The sequence below is a fragment of the Acrocarpospora corrugata genome, assembly GCF_009687845.1.
GTDB lineage: Bacteria > Actinomycetota > Actinomycetes > Streptosporangiales > Streptosporangiaceae > Acrocarpospora > Acrocarpospora corrugata.
The window spans coordinates 1-17147 of the sequence record NZ_BLAD01000126.1 but is presented as its reverse complement, the minus strand read 5'-3'; the positions used below and the strand labels follow the sequence as shown (position 1 = coordinate 17147).

Annotated in this window: 17 protein-coding genes and 1 tRNA gene; 9 read left to right on the top strand and 9 right to left on the bottom strand. The window is 68.3% G+C overall.

Annotated features, from left to right (window positions below; all coding sequences use genetic code 11):
• Positions 1-120, top strand: coding sequence for a hypothetical protein (locus Acor_RS46575; RefSeq protein ID WP_422664868.1), 120 nt, complete (start codon positions 1-3; stop codon positions 118-120).
• 456 nt (positions 121-576) lie between these two features.
• On the opposite strand, the gene Acor_RS40085 is transcribed toward Acor_RS46575, so the two are convergent.
• Positions 577-651, bottom strand: a tRNA-Arg gene (locus Acor_RS40085).
• A 131-nt stretch (positions 652-782) separates the two neighbouring features.
• Here Acor_RS40085 and Acor_RS40080 point away from each other — a divergent pair.
• Genes Acor_RS40080 through Acor_RS40070 form a run of 3 tightly spaced genes read left to right on the top strand, consistent with a single transcriptional unit; the run spans position 783 to position 2393 of the window.
• Positions 783-1181 carry a response regulator transcription factor gene (locus Acor_RS40080; protein ID WP_246239815.1) on the top strand — a complete coding sequence of 133 codons (399 nt, stop codon included), beginning with the start codon at positions 783-785 and terminating at the stop codon, positions 1179-1181.
• A gap of 11 nt (positions 1182-1192) precedes the next feature.
• On the top strand, positions 1193-1774 hold the full coding sequence (locus Acor_RS40075) for a hypothetical protein (protein WP_155341995.1): 582 nt from the start codon (positions 1193-1195) through the stop codon (positions 1772-1774).
• A 28-nt stretch (positions 1775-1802) separates the two neighbouring features.
• Positions 1803-2393, top strand: coding sequence for a DinB family protein (locus tag Acor_RS40070; protein ID WP_155341994.1), 591 nt, complete (start codon positions 1803-1805; stop codon positions 2391-2393).
• A gap of 57 nt (positions 2394-2450) precedes the next feature.
• On the opposite strand, the gene Acor_RS40065 is transcribed toward Acor_RS40070, so the two are convergent.
• Positions 2451-3791, bottom strand: a complete 1341-nt coding sequence (locus Acor_RS40065) for a glycoside hydrolase family 16 protein (RefSeq protein ID WP_246239814.1) — start codon at positions 3789-3791, stop codon at positions 2451-2453.
• A gap of 170 nt (positions 3792-3961) precedes the next feature.
• Positions 3962-5107: an ROK family transcriptional regulator gene (locus Acor_RS40060; RefSeq protein ID WP_155341992.1), complete on the bottom strand. Its 1146-nt coding sequence runs from the start codon at positions 5105-5107 to the stop codon at positions 3962-3964.
• 102 nt (positions 5108-5209) lie between these two features.
• Between Acor_RS40060 and Acor_RS40055 the strand changes: the two genes are divergently transcribed.
• Positions 5210-5374 (top strand): MbtH family NRPS accessory protein, encoded by a 165-nt coding sequence (locus Acor_RS40055; protein WP_155341991.1) that lies wholly within the window; start codon positions 5210-5212, stop codon positions 5372-5374.
• Positions 5375-5753: 379 nt separating this feature from the next.
• Here the strand turns inward: Acor_RS40055 and Acor_RS40050 are convergent, their stop codons facing one another.
• On the bottom strand, positions 5754-6740 hold the full coding sequence (locus Acor_RS40050; protein ID WP_155341997.1) for a LacI family DNA-binding transcriptional regulator: 987 nt from the start codon (positions 6738-6740) through the stop codon (positions 5754-5756).
• 99 nt (positions 6741-6839) lie between these two features.
• Complete coding sequence (locus tag Acor_RS40045) at positions 6840-8222, bottom strand: GH1 family beta-glucosidase (protein WP_155341990.1); 1383 nt, start codon at positions 8220-8222, stop codon at positions 6840-6842.
• 570 nt (positions 8223-8792) lie between these two features.
• Between Acor_RS40045 and Acor_RS40040 the strand changes: the two genes are divergently transcribed.
• From Acor_RS40040 to Acor_RS40025, 4 genes are all read left to right on the top strand, one after another.
• Positions 8793-10148: an ABC transporter substrate-binding protein gene (locus tag Acor_RS40040; RefSeq protein WP_155341989.1), complete on the top strand. Its 1356-nt coding sequence runs from the start codon at positions 8793-8795 to the stop codon at positions 10146-10148.
• Between the two features lie 183 nt (positions 10149-10331).
• Entirely contained in the window at positions 10332-11309 is a 978-nt protein-coding gene (locus tag Acor_RS40035) for a carbohydrate ABC transporter permease (protein WP_155341996.1), read from the top strand.
• Positions 11310-12263 (top strand): carbohydrate ABC transporter permease, encoded by a 954-nt coding sequence (locus Acor_RS40030; protein WP_155341988.1) that lies wholly within the window; start codon positions 11310-11312, stop codon positions 12261-12263.
• A gap of 120 nt (positions 12264-12383) precedes the next feature.
• Positions 12384-13385, top strand: a complete 1002-nt coding sequence (locus Acor_RS40025; protein ID WP_155341987.1) for a LacI family DNA-binding transcriptional regulator — start codon at positions 12384-12386, stop codon at positions 13383-13385.
• Here the strand turns inward: Acor_RS40025 and Acor_RS40020 are convergent.
• From Acor_RS40020 to Acor_RS40005, 4 genes are read right to left on the bottom strand one after another with little or no spacing between them, the layout of a single operon-like run.
• A complete protein-coding gene (locus Acor_RS40020; RefSeq protein WP_155341986.1) occupies positions 13377-14561 on the bottom strand; it encodes a hypothetical protein in 1185 nt (394 codons plus the stop codon). The genes Acor_RS40025 and Acor_RS40020 overlap by 9 nt on opposite strands.
• The gene (locus tag Acor_RS40015) at positions 14562-14948 is read right to left on the bottom strand and encodes a RidA family protein (protein ID WP_155341985.1); all 387 of its coding nucleotides are present in this window, start codon (positions 14946-14948) and stop codon (positions 14562-14564) included. It lies immediately after the preceding gene.
• 19 nt (positions 14949-14967) lie between these two features.
• The gene (locus Acor_RS40010) at positions 14968-16128 is read right to left on the bottom strand and encodes a type III PLP-dependent enzyme domain-containing protein (protein WP_155341984.1); all 1161 of its coding nucleotides are present in this window, start codon (positions 16126-16128) and stop codon (positions 14968-14970) included.
• 52 nt (positions 16129-16180) lie between these two features.
• Entirely contained in the window at positions 16181-16918 is a 738-nt protein-coding gene (locus Acor_RS40005) for an amidohydrolase family protein (RefSeq protein WP_246239813.1), read from the bottom strand.
• Positions 16919-17147 lie beyond the last annotated feature (229 nt).

Here is a 17147-nt window from a genome sequence, read left to right as displayed (position 1 = left end):
GTGGTACCCAAGACAAGGCGGGAAGTGGCGACAGTGCGGATAATGAGGGGAGATCTTAAGGTGGGAGATCACGTCCAACATGTAACGGCCTTCACCGAGGTGGCCCCGTGGGCAGGTTGACCTGCGGGAACGAAGCGGATCATGAGGGACAGTGTCGGGGGACAGCTGTCCCTGGCCTTGTCTCCGCTGTCCTCAAGGGCATAGCGGCCGGCCGGAGACGACGGCAGGACGCGGGGCACGGACGCCTCTCCCGGCTTAAAGCCGCCTAGAGCCGTGAGACATCGTCCCTATGTAATGACATCAGGACAAAGATCAAAGCCGCCTACGGCGCTCTCAGCGCCCGGGAGTGGAGCAAGAGCCTATGGCGTTTCGCGCGACTTCCTAGGCCGCGCTCCGCGCGGAAGGGCGGCTGAACCACTTTTTGGTGATCGCCTGTCGCGCTAGGTCGCAGCGGCACACTATTGGCACACGATCAACGGCATAGGTCGGCTATTAGCGGCACTACGTGGCACATGCCGACAAGCGAAACGACCCGCGTTTCCGCAGGTCGTTGGCGGGTTTCCCCTGGTGGATCGGTGGTGCCCCCTGCAAGATTCGAACTTGCGCTCCCGGCTCCGGAGGCCGGTGCTCTATCCCCTGAGCTAAGGGGGCTCAACGTGTAGCTAGATTACCAGTACTCAGGGGGCGCTCGTCACCATGATTGTTGAGGGTGTTGCGGCAGGGGCGTACACATCCGGCGAAAACCGCGCGTGGTACCCCTTGGAGGGGTTAGCCTCGCGGCCGTGGGTGAGGTTCTGGGGCGCGTACTCGTAGTGGATGACGATGAGGTCATTCGACAGCTCATCGCGGTCAATCTGACCTTGGAGGGCTTCGATGTCTATACCGCGTCGGATGGACAGGACTGTCTTGATCGGGTGCGGGAGGTCGATCCGGATGTCATCACACTGGATGTGATGATGCCGCGGCTGGACGGCTGGGAGACGGCGACCAAGCTGCGGGCCGATGCGCTGACCACGCACATCAAGGTGGTGCTGATCACGGCGCGGGCGCAGGAGGATGATCGGCGGCGCGGGCTGGGGATCGGGGTCGACGCCTATCTGACGAAGCCGTTCGATCCGGCCGAGCTGATCGAGGTGGTGCGCGATCTGGCCGCGGAGGCGCGTCTATCGTCGGGGACATGAGCGTTGGGGGCATGAGCTTCAGGGACACGGGCGTCGGGGCCATGGGCTTTGAGCTGGCGGTGTGGCGGGAGAGCGAGCCGATCGGGCGGGCGCTGGCGCGGGAGCGGTATCGGCGTGCCGAGGCGCCGCTGCTGAAGGAGCGGTTTCCGGATGAGGATGTCAGTGGGGGTCTGATCCGGATCGGGGCGGATCGGGTGGATGAGGTGTCGAACGCGGTTTTTGCGTTCGCGCGGGATGAGGGTCTTGTTTGTTATGACCCGCAGCGGGATCTTGTTCACAATCGGGAGCCGCTGGGGGCCTATCCGGGGATCCAGCTGCATACGGGGGACGGGATGGTGGTGACCGATCCCGATCTGGGGTTGGTCCACGACGCGCTGGGGACGATGTCGGCGCAGAATCCGTTCGTGGCGCTCGTTCTGTACGGCCGGCACTTCATGCAGGTCTCTCCGGACGGTGCCTTTGAGCTGGAGTTCAAGGAGAGTGGCGTCATCCGGGCCACCAGGATCGACGAACTGAACGAGGTCCGCGCCTGCTTTCTGGCCTACGCGTCGGGAGATCGGTCCTTTCTCGAGCACTTTCAGTGGTCGTCATAACGCGAGCCGCCCGGGGTAGTGGGCGACCATGGAGTTGCGAACCGATCGAGTCGGAATCCTGCTCGACCAGCTGAAATTCTCCTTCGAGTACGCGCGGGAGCGCATGGCGGGCCTGACCGACGACGAATACTTCTGGGAGCCCGCCGAAGGCGCGTGGTCAGTCCGGCGTCGTACGGAAACGAGCGCGAGCGCGGCCTTCGGCAAGGGCGAGTGGGTGTGCGAATACGCCGCACCGGAGCCGTCCTCGCCGCCGGTCACGACGATCGCCTGGCGGATGGCCCATCTCATCGTGGGCTTCGACCTGCGCTGGGAGTGGACGTTCGGCGGCCGGGAGAAACTCTTCGACGATCTCGAAATCCCGCACACGGCCGACGACGCCCAGGACCAGCTGTGGAAAATAGTCGACCGGTGGTCCGAAGATGTCGCCGGACTCGATGAGACTCAACTCGACACGGTGGGCTTGAGCCAGTTTCCGGCAGGACTCGATACGGGCATCCCGTTTATCGGCATCCTCTGGTGGCAGAACCGCGAGTTCATCCACCACATGGCGGAAATAGCGCTGCTCCGCGACCTCGCGAGAGCCGGGTGCTCGAATCACAGTTCCGGTAGTCAACACTGACGCCGGCCGGGGGTTGGGCACGGTCTCGAACGAGACCGTGCCCAACCCCCGTTTTGGTCAGGTTGTCGAGAAGGTGAACCAGTTGACGTTGATGAAGTCAGCCGGTTGGCCGCTGCTGAAGGTCAGGTAGACCGTGTGGGTGCCGGTTACGGGGGTGATGTTGGCGGGGATGGTTCGCCAGCTCTGCCAGCCGCCGGTGTTGGCGAGCGCGAAGTCGCCGATCACCGGGCCGGTGAGGCTGTCGAGGCGGACCTGGATGAGGCCGCTGACGCCGCCGGCCGCGCCGGAGGCCACCCGGGCGCGGAACTGGGTGGCGGCGGTTGAGCCGAAGTTGACGCCGTCGAAGCGGAGCCAGTCGCCGTTGGTGATGGCGCCGACGTTCTGGCCGCCGCCGGCGTCGGTGGTGGTTTCGCGGATGGTGCCCGCCTGGGCCTGGTACGCCTCCGCTTGGATGGTGGAGCGCGCGTCCACGCCGCCGCCGGGGGGCGGGGACGGGGTGGGCGAGGTGGGCGGCGGGGTGGTGCCGGTGCCGCTCTGCCAGACGGCCACGTAGTCGACGACCATGGGCCGGCCGGAGACGGTCGCGGCGGTGGGGGTGCCGAACCCGGCGAGGGCGTTCGGGAAAGCACCGCCGATGGCCACGTTCAAAAGGATGAAATATCCGGCGTGGCTGGTCATGTTGTTCCACGTTGTCGCGTCGAACTGGCCCTGGCTGACGCTGTGGAACTGCTGGCCGTCCACGTACCAACGTAACTGGTTGGGGTTGACCGACCGGTCCCATTCGAAGCGGTAGGTGTGGAACGCCGACTGGCACGAAGAACCGGGGCAGGCGCGGCTGGCGCCGATGCCGGTGGTCTCGTTGCACGGCCCGCCGGCGCTGACGCCGCAGTGCAGCACGCCCCAGACCGAATTGATCCCGTTGACGTTCTCCATGATGTCGAACTCGCCGATGGCCGGCCAGTTCCAGTAGTTCCCCCGGTACGGCGCGCCCAGCGCCCAGAACGCCGGCCAGTAGCCGAGCGCGGCGTTGCCGGTCACGTTGGGCATCTGGATCCGGCCTTCGATCCGCAGAATCCGCCCGGCGGCCGGCTTGAAGTCGGCCCGGCGGGTCTCGATGCGGGCTGACGTCCAGTTGTTACCGCTGCCGATGGGCGTGATCCGGAGGTTGCCGGAGCCGTCCAGGCTGACGTTGGCGGGGTTCGCCGTGTAGTTCTGGATCTCTCCGGTGCCCCAGTTGCCGGGCCCGCCGGGGTAGCCGTGGCCGGTGTCGATCTGCCAGTTCGCCGAGGAGGGCAGCGAGCCCGCGCTGCCGTTGAAGTCGTCGGACCAGACCAGGCTCCAGCCGGACGGGGTCGCCGGGACGGCCGCGTTGGCGGCCATGGCGTTGAGGAGGCTCACGGGGAGGAGTATTGCCGTCAGCCACCCAAGCAGAGAGCGTTTTCTAACTCGTACGGATTGCATGAGGAACCTCTCGAGTGAGGGGATACCGCAGTCACCGCAGCGCTGATGGGCGATTGAGGTTACTTTGCGCCTTAGTCCAACAGCGGTCAAGGCCCAGAAGTGAGGATCTAGAGAGCGCTCTCAATGTTCGAGACCTGAACACTGGCAAGCGCGCCGAGCACGCCGGCGCGTTCGCCCAGCACGCCGGGTACCACCGCGAGGACGGCGGCGGCGCTGGGGATCGCGAGCCGTCGGACGACTTCCAGAATGGGGTCGATCAGGAGCGCGCCGGCTTCGGCGAGCGCGCCGCCGACGACGACCAGGCCAGGGTTGAGTATGTTGCACAGGCTGGCGACGGCGACACCCAGATGACGGCCCGCGTCGCCGATCACCCGGCGGCAGCCGACGTCCCCGCTGACTGCCAGCTCGACCAGCCGGGAGACCGTGACACCGGGTCCGTGCGTGGCTCTGACCAGCTCAGTCAAGTAGAGGCCGCCCGCGAGCGTCTCCAGGCAACCCCGGTTCCCGCACCGGCAGAGCCGCCCGTTCTCGTCGATGGTGATGTGCCCGAGCTCCCCCGCGGCCCCGCTCGCGCCGCGATACACCCGGCCGTCGATGATGATGCTCGCGCCCACCCCGGACGCGACCTTCAGGTACGCGACGTCCCGCCGCCCCCGCGCGGCCCCCCAGGTCGCCTCGGCCAGAGCGCCCAGATTCGCGTCATTGTCGACGTGTACGGCCAGGCCGAGCCGCTCCTCCATGGCCAGCGCCGGATTGATGCCCACCCACCCCGGCAGGATCGTGCTCGACCCCAGGATCCCGGTCAGCGGATCGATCGGACCCGGAACACCGAGTCCCACCCCCAGGATGTCGTCACGCTCGGCTCCGACCGCTTCCAGCAGCTCGTCGACCAGCAGTTCCGCGGCCAGCAGGCCCTCGGCGGCGCTGGCGTCCACATCGAAGGGGATCGCGCGTTCGGCCAGGACCTGGCGGGTGACCTCGCCGATCGCGACGCGCAGGTGCGAGTGGCCGAAGTCGATGCCGACCAGGAGGCCGGTCTCGGGGGCCAGGGTGACCGCGTTCCGGCGGCCTCCGCCCGAGGTGATGGCGAGAACGCCCAGGTCACGGAGTTCGCGGACGATGGTGGAGACCGTCGCCGGGGAGAGGCCGGTGGTCCGGGCGAGTTGGGCCTGGGTTAGCGTGCCCGCATTTCGTACCGCTTCGGTGACCATGCGCCGGTTCGACTCGCGGAGCGCGGACAGCGAGTTCGCCATAAACGATCTCCCATGTTCAGGTTCCGAACCTACACCCCTTGACGGGTTCGGAAAATACGAGCACTCTCGGTAGAGAGCGCTCTCAGGAGAGAAGGGGCGACCGTGGCCACCTTCAAGGTCATCATCAGCGGCGAGGGGCAGTACGCCCTTTGGCCGGCCGAATCCGACCCTCCCGACGGCTGGCGCGCGACCGGCGTCGACGGCGTCCACCAGGAACACCTCAACCGCATCGCCGAAGTCTGGGGCGTCCACGGCACGATCGTGTGACCCCCTCCCCCCATGAACGGCCTCACCCGGCCGGTCGGCCTCCGGTGAAACCCACCCCTTTAGTAGAGGGCCTCCATTCACTCGCCGTCCATCTTTTCTTGAGCGCTCCCACCCGAAACACCGAGCGCGCCTGGCGAGACAGTCGGTTACTCACCGTTATCCGGCGCCGTTCACGCCGACGCCACTTCTCGCCATACCGGCGCCAAGAGGGCCAGGGGCGGCGGCCTCCGGTCTTTCCGAAAGACCTATCCGGCACCGTTTCGCGCGAGTAACCCCGCACAGGCGGCAAACTGGGCGACCGTGCTGGCGGGCGGCGGCTCGCTGGTGAACCGGGAGGTGACCAGCAGGTCGCCGAGGACACCGCGCGGGGGACGGCATTCTAAGTCGACTCTCGGATCACTAGTTCGGTGGGGAGGACCACGGGGGATTCGGGGTTGGGGGTGAGGAGGAGGCGGGCCAGTTCGCGGCCCATGCGTAGGGTCGGCTGGCGGACGGTGGTCAGGGGTGGGTCGGTGTAGACGGCTGAGGGGACGTCGTCGAAGCCGACGACGGCGACGTCGTCGGGGACTCGGCGGCCGGCCTGGCGCAAGGTTTGCATGGCGCCGAAGGCCATCATGTCGGAGGCGACGAAGACGGCGTCCAGGGCGGGGTCGTCTTCCAGGAGCTGGCGCATGGCCAGCGCGCCGGAGTCCCGGGTGAAGTCGCCGATGGCGATGATGGAGCGGCGGCCGGAGTCGCGCAGGACCTGGCGGTAGCCGGTCAGGCGGTCGATGCCGGCGATCATGTCGGGCGGGCCGGCGATGGTGGCGATGCGGCGGCGGCCTCGGTCCAGCAGGTGGGTCACGGCTTGGACCGCGCCGGACACGTTGTCCATGTCGACGTAGGGCAGGCCGTTGCTGGTGATCGGCCGGCCGCTGCACACGACGGGGATGCCACGCCGGGCCAGGGCGGCGGGCAGCGGGTCGGCGCCGTGCATCGAGGCGATGATCACCCCGTCCACGTGCCCGGCCGTGGTGTAGCGCTCGACCCGTTCGTGGCCGCGAGCGGTTCCGGCCATCATCAGGACGAGCTGCTTGTCGGCCGCCTCGATCTGCTGGCTGACGCCGCGGATGATCCCCGCGAAGGTGGGGTCGTCAGAGAACACGCGGACCGGGGGTTCGGAGAAGACGAGCGCGATCGAGTCGGCCCGCTGGGTGACCAGGCTGCGTGCCGCGAAATTGGGGACATATCCCAATTCGTCGACGGCGCGCAGCACCGCGACCCGGATGTCCTCCCCCACACTCGACGAGCCGTTGACCACCCGGGAGACGGTCGCCCGGGAAACCCCGGCCCGGGCGGCCACCTTCTCCAGGGTGGGGCGCACGATGCTCACGCCGATCCCCCCGCAATCTCCAACGCCGGACGCGTGATCGCATTGTCCACCGCGGAGCGCCCAACGCTCACGCCGGTCCCCACTGGGTGACGGTCACGCGGGCAGTCCGTTTCGCCTGATGACCTCGCTGTACCACCGGGCGCTGTCCTTCGGCACGCGCTCCTGCGAGGCGTAGTCCACGTAAACCAGCCCGAACCTCTTCTCGTACCCGTACGCCCACTCAAAGTTGTCCATGAACGACCACACTAGGTAGCCGCGCAGGTCGACCCCGGCGGCGATGGCGGCGTGCGCGGCCCGGAAGTGTGCGTCCAGGAAGGCGATCCGGCGTTCGTCGCCGACCCGGCCGCCGGCCAGCACGTCCTCGAAGGCGGCGCCGTTCTCGGTGATGAAGAGCGGGACGGCGGGGTAGTCGCGCTTGAGCCCGATGAGTAGTTCGGTCAGGCCGTCGGCCTCGATCGGCCAGCCCATGGCGGTGGTCGGGCCCGGCTTGTCGATGAAGCCGATGCCCTCGCTGCCGGGGAAGACCGGGTTGGCGGGCTGGCCGGGGCGCGGTTCGACCTGGAACGGGTGGTAGTAGTTCACGCCGAGCATGTCGATGGGGGCGCCGATCAGGGCCAGGTCGCCGTCGCGGACGAAGGACCAGTCGGTGAAACGCTCGGCTCGCCGTACCACGTCGGTCGGGTATTCGCCGCGGAGCACCGGGTCCAGGAAGATCCGGTTCAGGATGCCGTCGGGGACGGCGACCGCGGTCAGGTCGTTGCCCCGGACGGGGGCCAGGTTGAGGGTGATGCCGACCTCGCGGGCCCCGGCGCGCCGGAGCTCCCGGTTGGCGAGACCGTGGGCGAGCAGCAGGTGGTGGGCGGCCGCGTAGGCCGCGCCCGGATCGGTACGGCCCGGCGCGTGCAACCCCGCCGCGTACCCGAGGAACGCGGAACACCACGGTTCGTTGAGCGTGGTCCACAGGTCGACGCGGTCGCCGAGCCGCCGGTGCACCAGCGTCGCGTATTCGGCGAAACGCTCGGCGGTGGCGCGGTTCGTCCAGCCGCCGTGGTCTTCGAGGGTCTGCGGCAGGTCCCAGTGGTAGAGGGTCAGGATCGGCGTGATGCCGTGCCCGCCCAGCTCGTCGACCAGCCGGTCGTAGAAGTCCAGCCCCCGGGAATTGGCCGGGCCTGAGCCGTCCGGCTGGATGCGCGGCCAGGACACCGAGAACCGGTAGGCGCCCATGCCCAGACCGGCCATGATCGCGACGTCGCTCGCGGAGCGGTGGTAGTGGTCGCAGGCGACCTCGCCGGTGTGGCCGAGATGCACCTTGCCGGGGGTCCGCGAGAACGTGTCCCAGATGGACGGGCCCCGGCCGTCCTCGCGGGCGGCGCCCTCGATCTGGTACGCGGCCGTGGCCGTCCCCCAGACGAATCCCTTGGGGAACTCCAGCACGCCGGATTCCGCCCCCCGAGCCAACTCCGCGGACACGGTCATGTCGTCTCGCCCCTCCCCGCGCCTCCCCGTGAGAGCGCTCTCAGGCAGCATCCCGGCTGGATGGACCGCCTGTCAAGGTAGGCCGAGTAGCACACGGTCCCGGGGTGGCTCGTGATGACCCATTGACGTAACGGTAACCCCGGGACTACCTTCCGATCTCTGAGAGCGCTCTCTGAAACACCTCACTGCGGGCGCAACCCCGCCAAGCCCGGTACCCAAGGAGGTATCCGTGCGTTCCAACAGTCGTCGTATCCGCCGGCATTGTGGCGACGGCACTGATCGTCCCCGGCGCGGGCGATGGCCTGGCGCGGCGCGGCGCCCAGCGGGGCGCCACGCCGGAGTCCTCCACCGACACCGCGTCGGCAACGGCGACCGGCTCGGCCGGGCGGCCCTCGTGCCGCCCGCGCCTTTCCCCAGGCACGAAGAGAGCGCTCTCTTCGTGCAAAAACGAAGCATTTCACAATCCCGTAACCGTCAGCTCACATCGATTGACATCCCCCGGTTAAGAGATAAGGCTTCCGGAATCGCTCTCTCGTGAGAGTTCCCGGTAAAACTTTGGAGGAAGGGTCTATGTCGCTCCTCTCTCGACCCGCCCGTATCACAGCCATCGCCGCCGGCCTGACGCTGATCGCTTCTGGATGCGGGTCTTCGGAGACCACGACGCCGCCCGCCGCCGCCGGCAGCGCGAGCGTCTCCGCGGAGTGCGAGCCGTTCGCCGAATACGGCTCGTTCGCCGGCAAGACAGTGAGCATCTACTCCCCCATCCGTGACACCGAAGCGGACCTGTTCCAGGAAGCCTGGGCCCCGTTCGCCAAGTGCACCGGAATGAAGATCACATACGAGGGCACCGGAGAGTTCGAGGCGCAGATCCAGGTCCGCTCCGACGCCGGCAACCCGCCCGACATCGCCTTCTTCCCGCAGCCCGGTCTGCTGGAGCGCTTCGCCAAGGCGGGCAAGCTCAAGCCGGCCTCCCCCAAGGTCAAGGAGCTGACCGACACCAACTGGTCGGCCGACTGGGCCAAGTACGCCACCGTCGACAACGTCTTCTACGGCGCCCCGCTCGGCGCCAGCGTCAAGTCCTTCGTCTGGTACTCGCCGAAGATGTTCGCCGAGAAGGGCTGGGCCATCCCCACGACGTGGGACGAGATGATGACCCTCACCGACACCATCGCGGCCACCGGCATCAAGCCGTGGTGCGCGGGCATCGAGTCCGGTGACGCCACCGGCTGGCCGGCCACCGACTGGATCGAGGACGTCATCCTCCGCGAGCTCGGCGCCGAGGAGTACGACAACTGGGTCGCCCACAAGCTCGCCTTCAACGACCCGAAGGTCGTCGCGGCGGTCGACAAGGTCGGCGCCATCCTGAAGAACGACAAGTACGTCAACGGCGGCTACGGCCCGGTCAAGTCGATCTCCAGCACCGCCTTCCAGGAGGGCGGCGTGCCGATCACCGAGGGCAAGTGCGCCCTGCACCGGCAGGCCTCCTTCTACGCCAACTTCTGGCCGGAGGGCACCAAGGTCGGCGAGCAGGACGACGTCTACGCGTTCTACCTTCCCGGCAACGACACCTCCAAGAAGCCGGTGCTCGGCGGCGGCGAGTTCGTCGCGGCCTTCGCCGACCGTCCCGAGGTCCAGGCGGTCCAGGCCTACCTGGCCGGCACCGACTTCCCGAACCGCCGGATGAAGCTGGCCACCTACGTCTCCGCCAACAAGGGCGTGGACCTGGCCAACGCGCAGAACCCGATCGACCGCCTCTCCATGGAGATCCTCCAGGACCCGGCGACGATCTTCCGCTTCGACGGTTCCGACCTGATGCCCGCCGCCGTCGGCGCCGGCACCTTCTGGAAGGGCATGACCGACTGGATCAACGGCAAGGACACGAAGTCCACCCTGGACTACATTGACGCTTCCTGGCCGAAGTCGTAGAACCTGCTTAGCGAGAAACCCGTCCCTTGGCCAGCCGTGGTGCCGCCGACCGGGCAATTCACCGCTACGGCTGTCCAGATCACGACTTTCTCACTAAAGCTCAACAGGGTGAAGTAAACGTCCGGCTCCGGCCCCCGGGGCCGGACGTTGCCTGCCTCAAGGGAGACCCATACCCCCATGGATCTGAACTTCGACTTCGCGGCCGAGCAACCCAAGCTGGTTCAGCTTCTGATCGGCGTCGTCGCCTTCCTCGCCTTCGTCGGCCTGATGCTGCTGCTCCTGGACCGGGCGCCGATGCGCCAGCGGGCCAGACTGCACGCTTTCATCCTGCTCGCTCCCGCGCTGATCCTGCTGGGCATCGGCCTGGTCGTCCCGGGCATCCGCACTACCATCCTGTCGTTCATGAGCGGCGACAGCTCCAGCTTCGTCGGGCTGGACAACTACGCGTGGATGTTCACCCAGCCTGAGGCACTCACCGTGCTGCGCAACACGCTCATCTGGGTGCTGCTGGTCCCGCTGCTGGTCACCGCGATCGGGCTGGTGTACGCGGTGGTCGTCGACAACACCCGGTTCGAGTCGCTGGCCAAGTCGCTGGTGTTCCTGCCGATGGCGATCTCGTTCGTCGGGGCGGGCATCATCTGGCGGTTCGTGTACGCCTACCGCCCGGAGGAGGCCGACCAGATCGGCCTGCTCAACCAGATCGTCGTCCTGTTCGGCGGCACGCCGCAGCAGTGGCTGCTGGACCCGCCGATCAACACCTTCTTCCTGGTCATCGTGATGGTCTGGATCCAGGCCGGCTTCGCCACCGTGGTGCTGTCGGCCGCGATCAAGGGCATTCCCTCCGAGATCGTGGAGGCCGCCCGGCTGGACGGGGCCACCCCCATCCAGATGTTCTTCCGCGTCACGATCCCGGCGATCCGGCCGGCCGTGATCGTGGTGCTGGTCACTCAGTCGATCGCGACGCTGAAGCTGTTCGACATCGTCCGTACCATGACGGGCGGGCAGTTCGACACCAGCGTCATCGCGAACGAGATGTACAACCAGGCCTTCCGCTACGGCGAGACGGGCAAGGGCGCGGCCCTCGCGGTGTTCCTCTTCGTCCTCGTCATCCCCATCGTCGTCTACCAGGTCCGCACGCTGCGGCAGCGCCGGGAGGCCTAGATGACCACCACCGTCGCCCAACCGATCGCCTCGTCCGGGGCGCACGCCGCCACCGCGCGGGTGCGCAAGCGGCTGACCACCCGCTGGGCCAGCCTGATCGCGATCGTGATCGCGCTGCTCTGGACCACGCCCACGTTCGGCCTGTTCCTGTCCTCGTTCCGGCCCGAGGACCAGATCAAGCAGACCGGCTGGTGGTCGTTCTTCGCCGACCCGCAGCTGACCCTGGACAACTACCAGTCGGTGCTGTTCGGCACCTCCTCCTCGTCCGGCCAGATGGCCAGCTTTCTGATCAACTCGCTGGTCATCACCATCCCGTCGGTCCTGTTCCCCGTCGCCCTGGCCACCTTCGCCGCGTACGCGCTGAGCTGGCTGGACTTCCGCGGCCGGGACTGGATCTACATCGGGATCTTCGCGCTCCAGGTGGTGCCGCTGCAGATGGCGCTGGTTCCGCTGCTGTCGTTCTTCTCCCAGGGCGTCGAGCTCTTCGGGATGACCGTGCTGCCCGCCTGGGATCTGGAGGGCCCCGCCAGGTTCATCCAGGTCTGGTTCGCGCACACCTGTTTCGCCCTGCCGCTCGGCGTCTTCCTGCTGCACAACTTCATGTCCGAGCTGCCCGGCTCGCTCATCGAGGCGGCCCGGGTGGACGGCGCCACCCACGGCACGATCCTGCGCAAGATCGTGCTGCCGCTGGTCATGCCCGCGCTGGCCTCCTTCGGCATCTTCCAGTTCCTCTGGGTCTGGAACGACCTGCTGGTCGCGCTGATCTTCGCAGGTGGCACCCCCGATTCTGCGCCCATGACGGTACGGCTGGCGCAGATGGCCGGCACCCGGGGCAACGAGTGGCAACGCCTCACGGCGGGTGCGTTCGTGTCGATCGTGATCCCGCTGGCGGTCTTCCTGTCCATGCAGCGCTACTTCGTCCGCGGGCTGCTGGCCGGCGGAATCAAGGGCTGATTACTCGCAAATGAGAAATGCGCCACCTGGAATCAAATAATCTAAGTTCAATCGCCCGACCTGCGACTACGTAAGATCGGTACGCTAGGTCGCGCATTTCTCATTTATGCGGAGGACTCAATGAAGCGCCCCACCTTGGAGGCCGTCGCCGCGCGCGCGGGGGTGTCCCGGGCGACCGTTTCCAGGGTCGTCAACGGGCAGTCGACGGTCGGCCCGGAGATCCGGGACGTGGTCATGCGGGCGGTCCGCGAGCTCGGCTACGTGCCCAACTCGGCGGCGCGCAGCCTGGTCACCCAGCGGACCGACTCGATCGCGCTGGTGGTCTCGGAACCGCCGACCCGGGTGTTCTCCGACGACCCGATGTTCTCCACGGTGATCCGGTCGGCCAGCGTGGAGCTGGAGGCGGCCGACAAACAGGTCGTGCTCATGCTCAGCGGCACCGCGCAGAGCCATGCCCGGGTGGAGCGCTACATCGCCTCCGGGCACGTGGACGGCGTCATGCTCATCTCGATGCACGGCGCGGACCCGCTGCCCGCGGCGATCACCCGGATGGGGGTGCCCGCCGTCTCGTACGGCCGGCCCGCCGTTCCTGTCGCCCTGCCGTACGTGGACAACGACAACGTCGGCGGCGCCGAGAAGGCCGTCAAGCACCTGCTGGACCGGGGGCGGCGGCGGATCGCCACCATCGCCGGGCCGCAGGACATGATCGGCGGGCAGGACCGGCTGACCGGCTACCGGACCGCGCTGCGCGACTCCGACCGGCGCTCCATCGTGGCGGTGGGCGACTTCACCCGCGAGTCGGGCGCGATCGCGATGCGGCAGCTGCTGGAGGACGATCCGCAGCTGGACGCGGTCTTCATCGCCAACGACCTGATGGCCATCGGCGCGATCCAGGCGCTGCGGCACGCCGGTAGGACCGTTCCCGACGACGTGGCCATCGTCGGGTTCGACGACATCGAGGCGGCCAGGTACACCGACCCGCCGCTGACCACGGTCCGGCATCCGATCATCGAGCAGGCGGCGGCCATGGTGCAGCTGCTGCTCAGCCTGCTGGAGGGCGACGAGAACGCGGCCAGCCCGGTGATACTCCCCACCGAGCTGGTGGTCCGCGAGTCAGCCTAGGGCGCTCTTGATCCTGGCCAGCGCGTTGAGCGGGGCCAGGCCGTAGGCGTAGAAGTCGACGGCCTGGGCTCCGGCGGCCTTGGCGGCCCGGACCTTGGCGGCCAGCCGGTCGGTGGCGTCGGTCTCGCCGAGCGCGGCGATGTCCGGGGTGCCCGGCCGCAGCACCGCGCGCAGCTCCCGGTCCTTGCCGACCGACCGCTGGTAGGCGGCCACGTCGTCGGCGACCCTGGTCGCGTCGCGCGCGTAGGCCAGGACGGCGAAGGACTGCACGATGTCGCCGAGCGCGACCAGGTCGACGCCGAACTGCCAGGCGTCGTGAGCGGCCAGCCCGGCCGGCGGCAGCCCGTCCGCATACCCTTTGGCCGCGCCGGTGCCGTCGGTGAAGGTGAGCTCGGAGCCCTCCTCGGTGACGGCGGCGGCGACGTCCGCGACCAGAGTGGTGACGGTCTCCGACCGGGCCCGCGCGTAGGCGACGACCTCGGGCCCGGCGTAGGCGGTGAGCGCCGCCCGGGTGACCTCGCCCTGCGCGGGCGAGTCGCCGGCCAGCACGCCGCCGACGATCCTGCCGCACTCCTCGCGGGCGACCTCGGCGTTGACGCCCAGGTCGGCGGCGCGGCGCAGGCAGTGGTGGCAGAAGCAGAGGCCGAACAGGAACGCGTCCATCGGGCCGAGCGGCACCGCGCAGCGTTCGTAGCTGAACGTGCTGAAATGCAGGGCTTCTGCGACCACGCTGTCGAAGCCCTGCCGGGCGACCGCGCGGGCCAGCCCGACCGCGTAACCGCGGACGTCCGGGTGGGCCGGGCAGAGGTCGGCCGGGGCGCCGCGGTCGCCGAAGCAGTTGCGGACGGTGACCTCCGGGTGCCGTTCGCCGATGCTGGCGTTGCGCAGGAACGTCGTCCAGCCGTGTACGGCGAGCCCGCCGCGCCGCAGTTCGGCCAGCGGGAGTTCCGGCAGAACCGGCGGGACCAGGCGCTCGAACAGGCCGTCCGGCAGCGGGACGCGCACGCCGTCGTGGCGCACGGTCAGCCGGGTGGCTCCATGCGGGGTGACGTCCCTGGCCCGCTGGTGGGCGGCCGCGATGGTCACCCCGGCCGCGCCGTAGCCGATGATCCGGTCGAGGACCTGATCGACGCCTTCGGCCAGGTCCTCGGCGAAGACGTACACGGAGGTGTCCACCTATTGCCCCTTGTAGGCCACGAAGTCGATCTCCACCAGGATGTCGAGCAGCTGCGAGCCCACGGTGGTCCGCACCGGGTAGGGCTCGGTGAAGTAGGTCCTGTACACCTCGTTGTAGGCGGCGAAGTCCTCCTTCAGGTTCTGCAGGTGCACCGTCGACTTCACCACGTCGTCGAAGGTCAGACCATGCGCGGCCAGGATCGCGCCCAGGTTCCGCAGCGTCTTGTGGGTCTGCTCGGCCACGTCGTCGCCGACCACCTCGCCGGTCGCCGCGTCCAGCGGGCCCACGCCCGCGGTGTACACGAAGTCCCCTGCCACCAGGCCCTGCGAGTACGGGCCGACCGGCGCGTAGCTGTCGGTGGTACGGATCTCCTGCTTGCCGCTCATCTGGATGCTCCTGGGTTCGTCAGAAATAGGTGGTGATCAAATCGACCACGACGTGGTGGTCGTCGACGACGGGGATGACGCGCCATTTGTCGAACGCGGTGCACGGGTGGGAGATCCCGAACGAGACCAGGTCGCCGGGGCGCAGGCCGTCGCCGGTGAGGTAGGTGTGCTGGTCCTGGATGCGGTCGACCTTGACGCCGGGGGGTGTGCGGTGCGGGATCGGCAGGTCTATGTCGTACGGGACGTCGCGTTTGCCCATGCCGACCATGATCAGGCCGGGTTCGGGGGTGGAGATCACCTGGGCCCAGACTTCGATGGCGGGTTTGAGGAGGTGGGCGAAGGGGCTGGCGCGGGCGTACAGACCTTCGTCGTGGGCGATGTAGGCGCCGCTGCGGAGGATCACGGTGGCGTCGAGGTGGCCGAGCTCTTCGGCGACCAGGTCGAACCAGGCGCTGCCGCCCGCGGAGACGATGGGGTGCGGGACCAGGGGTCTGACCAGGTCGGCGGCTCGGGCCAGGTCGCGGAGGTAGGCGCGGACCTCGGCGGGGCCGGGCTGGGTGCCCTCGTAGCCGGCCACACCGGCGAGTTCGACGCCCGGAGTCGTCGTGATCAGGTCGGCGAGGGCGGTGAGTTCGCCGAGGGTGCGGCAGCCGGTGCGGGCCTGGGGCTGGCCCAGTTCGATCAGGACCTGGAAGGGCCGCTCGCCCGCGGCCGCTGAGAGCGCCGCCACGCCTTCGGGGCAGTCGGCGTACACCAGGCATTCGAAGCCCGCCGCGAGCTCGCCAGCCAGCCAGTGGAGCGCTCCCACGTCGTAAATCTCGTTGGCGAGCAGAACGCGTTCTACGCCGAAGTGACGGAAGGCGAGGGTCTGGGACGCGTTGGCGGCGGTCATGCCCCAGGCGCCGGCCCGGAGCTGGGCGTGGCAGAGCTCGGGGGACATGGTGGTCTTGCCGTGCGGGGCGAAGGTCAGGCCGTGGTCGGCGGCGAAGCGGGCGAGTGTCGCGATGTTGTGGTCGAGGGCGGAGCGGCGCAGCACCATCAGCGGCCAGGTGAACGGGCCGTCGAAGAGGGAGTGGCGGGCGGCCACGAAGTCGGTTCTGGTGATGGGTTCCGGGTGCAGGAAGCCGCGGGTGCGCCAGTCGATGACGGGCTCGTCGATGAACGGGTCAGAGTTGTTCATTCCGCCCTCCGCTCACCACCGGTATAGACCACCCCGTGGATCGTACTGGACCTCAGGCGGCACGGAGGGCACGGCCCGTGGTCGCCCCGGTCAGCCGCCCGTCCTTGAGCACGGGCACACCGGCCACGAGGACATCGTCGATGCCGACGGCGAGCTCCCGGGGGTGGCTGTAGGTAGCGATATCCGCCACCGTTTCCGGATTTACCACGATCAGGTCGGCTACCTGGCCGCGCCGGATCAGACCACGGTCGGGCAGGTGGAACCGCCTGGCCGGATGCGACGCGAGATGGACCGCGGCCTGCTCCCAGGTGAGATCCGCCAACTCACGAACATGACGGCCGAGGTAACGCGCGAATGTGCCATATGCCCGCGGATGTGGATGGCCGCCGACGTGAATCCCGTCTGACCCGCCCATATGCCCGGGGTCCCGCATGACGGCGCGCACCGATTCCTCTCCCCGGGGCCCTTCGTCGGGACGAGCCATTACGCAGCCCGCCTCCAACCGCGTCTCAATCAACAGCACCCGGCAGAACTCCTCGACCGAAGTCCCGTGCCTCTCCGCGACTTCGGGCAATGTCAGCCCTTCAGCCCACTCGAATCCAGGCGCGTGCGCGAGCGTCAACCGCTCCCAGACGACCTCTCCCCACTCCCGCTTAACCCGCTCGCCCTCGTTGACGAGCACCTCGATCGCCTTCTCGATATCAGCCGCGGGCACCCACGCCGGCAACACGACCATCCCCAGAATCGTGCTCCCCCGCAGATAGGGATAGGTATCGAAACTCAGATCCACCCCTTCTCCCCGCGCTCTCCCCACCAACCCCAGCAACTCCCCCGACGGCCCGTGAAGATGCGAAACATGCACGGCCACCCCCGACCGCCGCGCGATCTCCACAACCTCCGCCATCCCCACCCCCGCCGAAGCTCCGTACCCCCGCATATGAGTCACATAAGGCAGCCCACCCAGAACCTCACAAAGCCCAGCCAACTCCCCCGCGTCCGCATACCGCCCCGGCACATAC